General features: G+C 68.5%; 8 protein-coding genes. 7 read left to right on the top strand and 1 reads right to left on the bottom strand.

Features of this window, described 5'->3' with window-relative positions; all coding sequences use genetic code 11:
• From EOW66_RS19925 to EOW66_RS19900, 6 genes are all read left to right on the top strand, one after another.
• Positions 1-1,895: beta strand repeat-containing protein (locus EOW66_RS19925; protein WP_206363761.1), on the top strand; the 1,895-nt coding region annotated here is incomplete at its 5' end.
• A 103-nt stretch (positions 1,896-1,998) separates the two neighbouring features.
• A complete protein-coding gene (locus EOW66_RS19920) occupies positions 1,999-4,167 on the top strand; it encodes a type I secretion system permease/ATPase (RefSeq protein ID WP_128158039.1) in 2,169 nt (722 codons plus the stop codon).
• On the top strand, positions 4,164-5,333 hold the full coding sequence (locus EOW66_RS19915) for an HlyD family efflux transporter periplasmic adaptor subunit (protein WP_128158038.1): 1,170 nt from the start codon (positions 4,164-4,166) through the stop codon (positions 5,331-5,333). The genes EOW66_RS19920 and EOW66_RS19915 overlap by 4 nt, the downstream gene beginning before the upstream one ends.
• A 71-nt stretch (positions 5,334-5,404) precedes the next feature.
• Positions 5,405-5,833, top strand: coding sequence for a hypothetical protein (locus EOW66_RS19910; protein WP_128158037.1), 429 nt, complete (start codon positions 5,405-5,407; stop codon positions 5,831-5,833).
• Between the two features lie 6 nt (positions 5,834-5,839).
• Entirely contained in the window at positions 5,840-7,177 is a 1,338-nt protein-coding gene (locus tag EOW66_RS19905) for a TolC family protein (RefSeq protein ID WP_128158036.1), read from the top strand.
• A gap of 7 nt (positions 7,178-7,184) precedes the next feature.
• Positions 7,185-8,303, top strand: a complete 1,119-nt coding sequence (locus EOW66_RS19900) for a helix-turn-helix transcriptional regulator (RefSeq protein WP_128158035.1) — start codon at positions 7,185-7,187, stop codon at positions 8,301-8,303.
• Positions 8,304-8,373: 70 nt separating this feature from the next.
• On the opposite strand, the gene EOW66_RS19895 is transcribed toward EOW66_RS19900, so the two are convergent.
• A complete protein-coding gene (locus tag EOW66_RS19895) occupies positions 8,374-8,826 on the bottom strand; it encodes an LmrA/YxaF family transcription factor (RefSeq protein ID WP_128158034.1) in 453 nt (150 codons plus the stop codon).
• Between the two features lie 225 nt (positions 8,827-9,051).
• On the opposite strand from EOW66_RS19895, the gene ftsH reads away from it, so the two are divergent.
• Complete coding sequence (ftsH, locus tag EOW66_RS19890; RefSeq protein WP_128158033.1) at positions 9,052-10,860, top strand: ATP-dependent zinc metalloprotease FtsH; 1,809 nt, start codon at positions 9,052-9,054, stop codon at positions 10,858-10,860.
• Positions 10,861-10,878 lie beyond the last annotated feature (18 nt).

The raw sequence follows: 10,878 nt of genomic DNA, 5'->3' as shown, positions 1-10,878 counted from the left end.
TGAGCAATGACCCGACGCCGACGATCACCGGCAGCACCGATGCGGCACCGGGCAGCACCGTGACCCTCGTGGTCACCGGCTCGGACCATGTCAGCCAGACCTTCACCACCACCGTCGGCACCGACGGCAGCTACAGCGTCGACGTGCCCGCCGATCTCGCCGAGGGCGGCTATAGCGTCGCGGCTTCGGTCACCGACCCGGCCGGCAATACCGGCAGCGCCGATGATACCGGCGTGATCGACACCGTCGCGCCCACGATCAGCGTCGATGCGCCGGCGCTGAGCAATGACCCGACGCCGACGATCACCGGCAGCACCGATGCGGCGCCCGGAAGCACCGTGACCCTCGTGGTCACCGGTTCGGACCACGTCAGCCAGACCTTCACCACCACCGTCGGCACCGACGGCAGCTACAGCGTCGATGTCCCCGCCGATCTCGCCGAGGGCGGCTATACCGTCACCGCCTCGGTCACCGATCCGGCCGGCAACACCGGCACCGCCGATGATACCGGCACCTTCGCGCCTCTCGCCGCGACCGAGGATACCGTGGCGAGCTTCACCGTTGCGGATCTGCTCGGCGCGACCGGCTCGGGGCTGACGGTGACTTCTGTCAGCATCGGCAACGGGACCGCCACGATCACCGGCGGCGGCAGCGCGATCTCCTACACGCCGAGCGAGAATTACAGCGGCGAGACCACGCTCACCTACACGCTGAGCGACGGCTCGACCGCCACGGCGCAGGTGAGCGTGGCCCCGGTCACCGATATGCCGACGGCGACGGACGGGCTCACCTTCACCATCAGCGGCACCAGCTTCAGCACCTACAGCTGGTCGAACATCACCTCCGTGAAGGATGGATCGACGACCTACAACCTGCTGAAGAACGGCGGCGACGGCGCGGATTCGGAAGACCTCGTGAACGCCATCGACTACCTGGTTGCGCATAACATGGGGTCGGCCACGCAGTCGACGACGACCTCGCTCGAAAGCAGCTCGCTGCCGACCTACCAGGCCAAGCTGATCACCGGCTATATCTATCTCGAAGCCGGGCAGACCTACGAGTTCTCCGGCACCGTGGACGACAGCGGCACGATCGTGATCGGCGACGCCGCCTCCGGCCATGCGAACTGGCGGGGAACCTCGACCTCGACCGAAAGCACCTTCACCGTCGACGAAACCGGGTTCTACACGTTCGACCTCTATCTGCACAACGCGTCCGGCGTCGGGAATTACGACTTCTCGGTCGTCAACACCGACGGCAGCGAGGTGCCGTTGTTCGGCAACCTGTCCGACGTCCAGGATGCGATCTCGAGCTACAACTACCTGTCTTTGGGCAGTTTCGACGACGGGTCGGATGCCGACGGCAACGGCTTCTACGGGCTGGATTACGGCTATACCGGGACCGAGGGCAGCGGGATCCCGCTGACCGGGGTCGGCGCCAATCTGACCGACACCGACGGCTCCGAAAGCCTGACGATGACGGTGAGCGGGCTGGTCGAGGGGGCGACGCTGAACTACGACGTCGTCTATGCCGACGGCACGACCGGCACGGGCACGGCGGTTGCGGACAGCAGCGGCACGATCACCGTGACCGGCGGCCCCGGGGCGGTGCAGCTGTCGTATCTGACGCTCGACATTCCGGCCGGAACCTATGACGTTCTGGTGACCGCCACCGCACAGGACGGGACCGACGCGCCGCAAAGCTCGACCATCGAGTTCACGGTCAACTCGACCCCGACCGCCAGCGGGTTCTCGGCCTTCACCGCGACCGCCTTCGCGGCCTCGACAGAGGCGACCGATGCCTCGCCCGCCGACAGCTCGAGCACGGTTGCGCTTTACGCCGACACGACCTCGATCTGGGATGACAGCGCGCTGAAGACCGCGTCGCATTACTGATCGCGACCGCCCGACACCGGGGCGCATCTGCCGCGGCGCTTTTCGGAGCGGCCGCGGCAGAGCTGCCCCGGGCGATGTTGCGGAACGATCGACGGAAAGTGCAATGCGAGACATGACGCAAGAGGACGAGAACGTGCCGCAGACGGCACCGCCGGCCGCACGGCAGGGGCAGGCCGCACAGCAGGGGCAGGCCTGGGTCGCCTGCATCCTGCGCGTGGCCGGCCATTACCGGATCGGCGCCTCGGCCGAGCATCTGAAACGGCAGGCGGACTGGCGTGGCGCGGCGCTGGAACTGCAGGCGCTTGCGCGCGATGCCGGGCTTGCGCTGGCCGAGACCGCGGCCGATGCCGGCGCCGTCACCGCGCTGCGCCTGCCGCTGGTCGCCGAATTCGAGGACGGCAGCGTCGGCGTCATCGAGACCGAGACGCCCGAGGGCTTCGGCGTCAGCTTCGGCACCGATGGCGGGGTCGTCACCCCGCTGCCGCGCGCCGAGCTGAGCCGGCGGCTGCGACGGCTGTTCGTGCTGCGCCCGGTCGCCGCGGCGCCCGATGCGCGGGTCGATCTGTATATCGCGCCGCATGACCCGCACTGGCTGCGCAAGCTGATCACCGGCGATCTGCGGCCCTATCGCACGATCCTGCTGGCCTCGGCGGTGTCGAACATCCTGGCGCTGGCGGGGGTGATCTTCTCGATGCAGGTCTATGACCGGGTGATCCCGAGCCAGTCGCTGCCGACGCTGTGGGTGCTGTTCGGCGGCGTGATGCTGGCAGTGGCCTTTTCCTACGCGCTGCGGGTGCTGCGCGGCTACATCACCGATGCCGTGGGCAAACGGGCGGATCTGGCAATCTCCGACCTGGTGTTCGGCCATGCGCTGCGGGTCACCACGGCCAGCCGGCCGAAGGCCACCGGCACCTTCATCGCCCAGATCCGCGAACTGGACCATGTGCGCGAGATGATCACCTCGACGACGATCGCGGCGATTGCGGACGTGCCGTTCTTCGCGCTGTTTTGCGTGCTTTTCGCCTATCTGGCGGGGGGGCTGGTGTGGATCCCGCTGGCCGCGGCGGTGGCTCTGGTGCTGCCCGGGCTGCTGGCGCAGGGCAGGCTGCGCACGCTCGCCAGCGCCAACATGCGCGAGCGCGCGCTGCGCAGCGCGATGCTGGTCGAGGCGGTACAGGGCGTCGATGACATCAAGGCGCTGCAGGCCGAGGCCCGGTTCCAGAACCAGTGGATGCAATACAACGAGGCCTGCGCCACCTCGGCGATGGAGCTGCGCACGCTGGTCGAGCGGCTGTCGAGCTGGGCGCAGAGCGTGCAGGGCGGGGCCTTCGCTGTCGTGGTGTTCTTCGGCGCGCCGATGGTGATCGCCGGCGAGATCAGCTCGGGCGTGCTGGTCGCGGCCTCGATCCTGTCGTCGCGGATGCTGGCCCCGCTCGGCTCGGTGGCGCAGATCCTCAACCGCTGGCAACAGGCGCAGATCGCCCGCGACTCGCTCGACAAGCTGATGGCACTGCCCGTCGACACGCCCGAATTCGCCCGCCGGGTGCATCTGCCGGCGATCCGCGGGGCGTTCTCGCTGGCGAATGCAAGCTTCGGCTATGCCGCTGACGACCCGGTGCTGAAGGTGGGCCGGCTCGAGATCGCGCCGGGCGAGCGGCTGGCGATCCTCGGCAACAACGGCTCGGGCAAATCGACGCTGCTCGCCGGTCTTGCCGGGCTGATCGCGCCGCTCGCGGGCGAGGTCCGGCTCGACGACATCACGCTTGGCCTGATCGACCCGGCCGACGTGCGCCGCGACATCGGCTATCTGGGGCAGAACGCGCGGCTGTTCTACGGCACGCTGCGCGAGAACCTGACGCTTGGCGCGCCGGGGGTGGAGGACGGGCAGATCGTGCAGGTGCTGGGCGAGCTCGGGCTGCTCGATCTGGTGCGGCGGCTGCGTGACGGGCTTGACCATCAGGTGCAGGAGGGCGGCACCGGGCTGTCGGGCGGCCAGCGTCAGGGGCTGCTGATCGCGCGGCTGCTGTTGCGCCGGCCGCGGGTGCTGCTGCTCGACGAACCGAGCGCGGCGCTCGACGAGGTGGCCGAGCGCGAGTTCATCGCGCTGCTCGGCCGGCTTGATCCGAAGATCGGCGTGGTGATCGCCACGCATCGGCTGGCGGCGCTGTCGGCGGTCGACCGGGTGCTGGTGCTGAACGCCGGCGCGGTGGTGATGACCGGGCCGCGCGACACCGTGCTGACCCGGCTGCGCAGCCCGAGGAACGCCGCATGAGCCTGACCGCATTCTCCGGCACCGATGCGGTGATCCGCCATCAGACCCGCACCGTGCGGGTGCTGGCCGCCGCGGTGGCGCTGTTTCTCGTCTGGGCCTGGGTGTTTCCGCTGACCGAGGTCTCGAGCGGCGCGGGCACGGTGGTGCCCAGCTCGCGCGAGCAGGTGATCCAGTCGCTCGACGGCGGCATCATCGCCTCGCTCGCGGTGCACGAGGGCGATGTGGTCGACGAGGGGCAGCTGCTGGCGCGGCTCGACCCGACCCGCTCGGCCTCGAATGTCGAGGAGGCCGAAGCCAGGTATTACGCCGCCATCGCCACGGCGGCGCGGCTGCGCGCCGAGATCGCCGCAGAGGAGGCGATCACCTTCCCGCCCGAACTCGACGGGCACGATGACCTGAAGCGCAACGAAACCGCCCTGTTCACCGCGCGCCGCAACGGCATGACCGAGGCGCTGGCCGGGATGACGCACGAGCTCGCGCTGGTGCGGCAGGAGCTTGAGATCACCCGCAGCCTGCAATCCTCGGGCGCCTCGAGCCGGGTCGAGCTGATCAGCCTCGAACGCGAGGCGGCCAAGACCGAGATGGACATCGCCAACCTGAAGGCCGACCGGCTGGTGAAGGCCGGCGAGGAGCTGCAAAACGCCAATGCCGAGGCCGAGGTGCAGTCCTCGGTGGTGCGCGGGCGCTCGGACCAGCTGCAGCGGCTGACCTTCCGTGCCCCGATGCGCGGCGTGATCAAGGACATCGCGGTCACCACCATCGGCGGTGTGGTGCCGCCGAACGGCAATCTGATGACCCTCGTGCCGCTCGATGACCAGCTGCTGATCGAGGCCCGGATCTCGCCGCGCGACATCGCCTTCATCCACCCCGGCCAGGACGCGCTGGTGAAGATCTCGGCCTATGATTATTCGATCTTCGGCGGGATGAAGGGCGCGGTCACGACGATCTCGCCGAACACCGTGCGCGACGAGGTGAAACCCGAGATCGTCTATTACCGGGTCTATATCCGCACCGACAGCGATCATCTGACGAACAAGGCCGGGACGGTGTTCCCGATCGTGCCCGGCATGATCGCCACGGTCGACATCCGGACCGGCGAGAAGACCGTCTGGCAATATCTGATCAAACCCTTCAACCGCGCCCGCGAAGCCCTGCGCGAACGATGACCCCCCCGACTGTAACCCCCAGTAACGATGCCGGGCGCTGTCTGCCCGATCCACAAGAGGACATTAGAATAATGACCAGAGTCTCTTTTGCCTGCCGCCAGTTCCTTGCCGCCGCCCTGATCGGTCTCGCGCTGCCCGCCGGGGCCGGGGCAATCTCGGGTCTGAACGTGGTCGCCCCGGATGCGGGCTTCTCGGATGTCGAACGCAGCTATGCCGGCATGGACGAGACCTACGCCCGCAGCGGCACCGCGCGCAGCGCGCAGCAGATGCGCAAGGTGGCGCTTGGCCAGGACAAGGCGGCGCTCGTGCGCTATGCCGGCAAGCCGGTCCTGGCCAATCAGGACGGCTCGTGGGACTTCGACATCCGCCTGCCCGCCAATGACCGGCGCAGCACGCTGGTGTGCCAGTACCGCGTCTATTTCGACGCCGCGCAGAAGGTCTCCGGCACCGCCTGGCGCCGGCCGCAATGCGCCGAGATCGTGATCGGCAAGAAGAACTGAGATTCGATGAAACTCTTCGCTGAAGCGGGCCTGCGCGGCACCGCGATTCTGGGCTCCTGCCTGCTGGCGCTGGCAGGGTGCAGCCTGCCCGCGCCCGACGGCACCGAAGCCGCGCTGATCGCCCGTGCGAAGGACATGCCGCCGCTCGCCCCTGGGCAGGGGCGGGCGGCAAAAGACATGGTGCGCAACGGTCTGCTGCTGCACCCCGACGTGCGCGAGGCGGCCAGTTCCGTCGCCGCAAGCGCCGATCAGGTCCGGGTCCGGCGCGGCGCGCTCTTTCCGGCGCTCGGCATGACGGTGGGCGGCGGCGCCGGCTCGGCCGGCGACGGCGATCCGGCGCTGCGGATGAACGTGTCGCAACTGCTGATGGATTTCGGCAAGACCAAGCGCGCCGTCACCTCGGCCGACATGGATCTGCAGATCGACTACATCACCTTTCAGAAGGCGGTGGATGACGCGGCGGTCGAGCTGCTCGAGGCCTATGACGCGGTGCGGATGAACACCGAGGCGCTGGCGGTCTACAAGAAACAGCTTGCCGCGATGACCGAGTTGCAGAAGCTCGTCTCCGAACGGGTCGAGATCGGCGCCACCACCGCGCCGGACCTGCTCGAGACGCAAAAGCGCGTCCAGAACGCGGCGTTCCTGGTGCAGGACGCCGAGCTTGCGCTGGCCGATGCGCGCGAACAGCTCGAGCGGCGCAGCGGCCAATCCGCCGGCGGTGCGGTCCCCGAGTTCCGCGGCGGCTGTGCGCTGCGCGGCGAGACCGACAAGATGCGCATCGCCCGGCTGAAGATGGCCAAGGCCGAGATCGACCTCGAACAGGCGCAGAAGGCGCGGGTGCCGAAGATCACCGTGTCGCCGCTGGCCCGGCTCGGCACGGGCGACACCTCGACCGGGCTCGGGCTCAATCTCGGGGTGAGTTCGGACCTTCTCGAAGGCGGCGCGCTGACCGCCAGGGCCTCGGTTGCGCGCAATGCCCGCGACGCGGCCGAGGCCGCGCTCGACTCCGCCGATCGCGACGCCAGCCTGTCCTCGCGCAAGGCACTGCGCGACATCACCGCCGGGGCGCGCCGGCAGGAGATGCTGAAACGGCAGATCGCGCTGCTGGCGGAAACGCGCAATCTCTACCGCAGCCAGTATTTCGACCTCGGCAAGCGCTCGGTCTCGGACCTGCTCGACAACGAGGAGGAATTCTATACCCGGCAGGCCGAGCTGGTCGAGCTGAGTTCCAAAATGGCGGTAAACCGCCTCCACTGCGCGGTTTACGCAAGAACCCTGCGCGGCTCGATGGACCTTGCCGGCCAGACGCTCTACAACCTGCCACTCGAGGCAGACAATCTTTAGGGCAGTCGTGAACAGAGCGCGATCTCGCAACGACCGGCAGGACAGGGAACGGCAGGCAGAGCTGATCGACCTCATCTATGCCGCGATGCTGGGGGAGCAGGACTGGCAGCGCTTCCTTGATGAACTGATCTGCGGCATCCCCTCCGGCAAGGCGGCGATGCAGATGTTCAACACGCAGCGCCCGGACGAAAGCGGCGTGGCGCTGCAGGCGGGGTTCGACACCCCGGCGATCAACGCTTACGGCGCCCATTTCTGCGGCGTCAACGTGCTGCAGCAATCGCTGGCGCTGCGCAGGGACAGCCTCGGCTATGCCGATGCCGACCTGGTGCCCGCCGACCAGCTGCACGCAAGCGAGTTCTTCAACGATTGGCTGCGGCCGAACGGCATCCGCTCTTCCGCCGGCATCAAGCTGGGCGCCGAAGGGGCCTGGAACTTCAGCCTGACGCTGATGAGCGAGCAAAACGACGACCTGATCCGCGAGGAGATGAGCCGGAGGTTGACGGAACTGGCCCCGCATCTGCACCGGGCCACGCAATTCTACCAGCGTCAGGGCACTGTCGCGCCGGACAGCCTGGAAGCCCGGCTGATGGGAAGCTCGGCCCTCGGGGTGATCGTCCTCGGCCGCGATTGCGCGATTCAGACGATGAACGCCAGGGCCGAGGCCTTCTTGCGGCAGCGGCAGGCGCCGTTCCGGGCGCAGCGGCAGCGCCTGCTGATGCGCGACGACGGGGTCGAGGCGCAGGTCAAGTCGATGCTGTCACCGGCCTATCGCGGGCCGGACATGATGACGCTGGCCCTGCCGGGGGTGCGGCTGACCCTGATCCGGCTCACCCGGCAGGGAATCTCGCTGCTGTTTCAGGGGATCTCGCTGATCGTGCTGATCGACGGGCTGGACACGACCGAGCTGTTCGACGAGGAGGTCTTCGCGCTGGAATACCGGCTGACGCCGGCCGAACGGCGCGCGGCGCGCGGGATCGTGGCGGGGCTGTCGCCGGCCGAGATCTCGCAGCAGGCCGAGCTGTCGCGTGAGACGATCCGGGCGCAGATCCGCAGCCTCTATCAGAAGACCGGGGCGCGCAATCAGGCCGACATCCTGCGCCTGGCCCGGCTGCGCCTGACGCGCTGACCCGCGCCGGCAAGACCGGCGCCGGGCCTGGCGGGCGACCTCGCCGCAGGGTCCCGGCGCAGGCCCCGGTTCATTCCCCGGTTGCGTCGGTTCCGGCCCGCCCGGCCCGCGCCAGCGCCGTTGCAAGCGCACTCCGGAACGCCTCTGCATTGCCCGAGGCGCGGGTCAGGACGATGCCGCCCTGAATCGCCGCCAGAATGCTGATGGCTTCCTGCCGGGCCTCGGGTTCGGGCCACCCCGCCCGCTGCAGGCACTGTGCCAGCGCCGCGCCCCAGCGGGCGAAATAGCTTTCGATCCGCCCGGAAAAGCGGGTGCGCCCGTCGTCGAGCGCGAAGGCGCCGACAAGGCAGATGCGCTGGCCGGAGCGGAAATAGGCCTCGACGGCAGCGGCCATCTCTTCCTTGCCGCCGGGAGAGAAATGACAGAGGCGGCTCCGGCCCGCCCCCGTCTCCGTCGCGAAGGCGCCGATGCCGGCGCCCTCGTATCCGTAGCGCCGGAAGATCTCGGCAAGCTGCGGCGCCACAGCGCGCCGCCGTCAGCCGGGCGCCGGGCCCGTCATGCGCCCATGGCAAAAACCGGGTATGCCGAGCAGGGGCGGCAGGATCGGAAAGGTTGTGGCACGGAGGGCGGGAAAACCGCGCGTCTTTTCCGCACAACCCCCTGATCGGGGCGCAGATTCGGCACCTGCACTCTGGCGGCGAACGCGGCAACGGGGATAGCATGGCGCGAACCGAAACGGAGACCGGGCATGAACAAGACGACTCAATTCCACGTCTGGTACTGGGTGGCCGCCTTCGCCCTTCTGACGGCCTTTCAGTATTTCTACGCCGGCAGCACCCAGATCGAGCAGATCCCCTACAGCCAGTTCGAGACCGAGCTGCAGGCGGGCAAGATCGCCGAGGTCGCGGTTTCGGACCAGTACATCCAGGGCAAGTACAAGACGCCCGGGGACGGCAAGCCGATGTTCGTCACCACCCGGGTCGAGCCCGACCTCGCCCGGGAATTTCAGGCGCAGGGCGTGGTGGTGAGCGGCGAGGTGCAGAACAATTTCCTGTCCGATCTGCTGTCTTGGGTGGCGCCGACGGCGCTGTTCTTCGGGGTCTGGATTTTCCTGATGCGCCGGATGGGGCAGGGCGGGATCGGCGGCGGGCTGATGCAGATCGGCAAGTCGAAGGCGCGGGTCTACGTGCAGTCCGACACCGGCGTCACCTTCGCCGACGTCGCCGGGGTGGACGAGGCCAAGGCGGAACTGGTCGAGATTGTCAATTTCCTGAAGAACCCGAAGGACTACAGCCGGCTCGGCGGGCACATGCCGAAGGGCATCCTGCTGGTCGGGCCGCCGGGCACCGGCAAGACCCTGCTGGCGCGCGCTGTCGCCGGCGAGGCGGGGGTGCCGTTCTTCTCGATCTCGGGCTCGGAATTCGTCGAGATGTTCGTCGGCGTCGGCGCGGCGCGGGTGCGCGACCTGTTCGAGCAGGCCCGCACCAGGGCCCCGGCGATCATCTTCATCGACGAGCTCGACGCGCTTGGCCGGGCGCGCGGCATCGGGCCGATGTCGGGCGGGCATGACGAGAAGGAGCAGACCCTGAACCAGCTTCTGGTCGAGCTGGACGGGTTCGACCCGTCCTCGGGGCTGGTGCTGCTGGCCGCGACCAACCGGCCCGAGATCCTCGACCCGGCGCTGCTGCGCGCCGGCCGCTTCGACCGGCAGGTGCTGGTCGACCGCCCCGACAAGGTCGGTCGGCTGCAGATCCTCGCGCTCTATCTGAAGAAGGTGACGCTCGCCAAGGACGTCTCGGCCGAGCAGATCGCGGCGCTGACCCCGGGTTTCACCGGCGCCGACCTGGCCAACCTCGTCAACGAGGCGGCGCTTCTGGCCACCCGGCGCGACGGCGATGCGGTGACGATGGAGGATTTCAACAACGCGGTGGAACGGATCGTCGCCGGGCTGGAGAAGCGCAACCGCCTGCTCAACCCGAAGGAGCGCGACGTCGTCGCCCATCACGAGATCGGCCACGCGCTGGTGGCGATGTCGCTGCCCGGGGTCGATCCGGTGCACAAGGTCTCGATCATTCCGCGCGGGGTGGGAGCGCTTGGCTACACGATCCAGCGCCCGACCGAGGACCGCTTCCTGATGACCCGGACCGAGCTCGAGAACAAGATGGCGGTGCTGCTGGGCGGGCGCGCGGCGGAAAAGGTGATCTATGACCAGATCTCGACCGGCTCCTCGGACGATCTGGTGAAGGCGACCGACATCGCCCGCGCCATGGTCACCCGCTACGGCATGAGCGAGAAGCTCGGCCATGTGACGCTCGAGCGGGACCACCATTCGATGATGGGGGCGGAAGACCCCTATTTCGCCGAGCAGCACGACTATTCCGACGAGACCGCGGCGCTGATCGACGAAGAGGTGAAGCGGCTGATCGACGAGAGTTTCGACCGGACCGTCCGGCTTCTGAGCGACAAGCGCGCGCTTCTGGAACGGGCGGCGCAGATCCTGCTCGAGAAGGAAACGCTGAACGAGGACGATCTGAAGGCGCTGATTGCCGCGGGCTGAGCGGCGCGCGGGCGGCCC

It is taken from the genome of Paenirhodobacter huangdaonensis (assembly GCF_004022465.1).
Taxonomy (GTDB): domain Bacteria; phylum Pseudomonadota; class Alphaproteobacteria; order Rhodobacterales; family Rhodobacteraceae; genus Rhodobacter; species Rhodobacter huangdaonensis.
The sequence above is the reverse complement of the archived record's forward strand: the minus strand, read 5'-3'. Positions and strand labels throughout refer to the sequence as shown.

Coding starts and splice junctions, on each gene's coding strand:
- EOW66_RS19920 (WP_128158039.1), top strand. CDS start 1,999: ATGCGAGACATGACGCAAGAGGACGAGAACGTGCCGCAGACGGCACCG.
- EOW66_RS19910 (WP_128158037.1), top strand. CDS start 5,405: ATGACCAGAGTCTCTTTTGCCTGCCGCCAGTTCCTTGCCGCCGCCCTG.
- ftsH (WP_128158033.1), top strand. CDS start 9,052: ATGAACAAGACGACTCAATTCCACGTCTGGTACTGGGTGGCCGCCTTC.
- EOW66_RS19915 (WP_128158038.1), top strand. CDS start 4,164: ATGAGCCTGACCGCATTCTCCGGCACCGATGCGGTGATCCGCCATCAG.
- EOW66_RS19905 (WP_128158036.1), top strand. CDS start 5,840: ATGAAACTCTTCGCTGAAGCGGGCCTGCGCGGCACCGCGATTCTGGGC.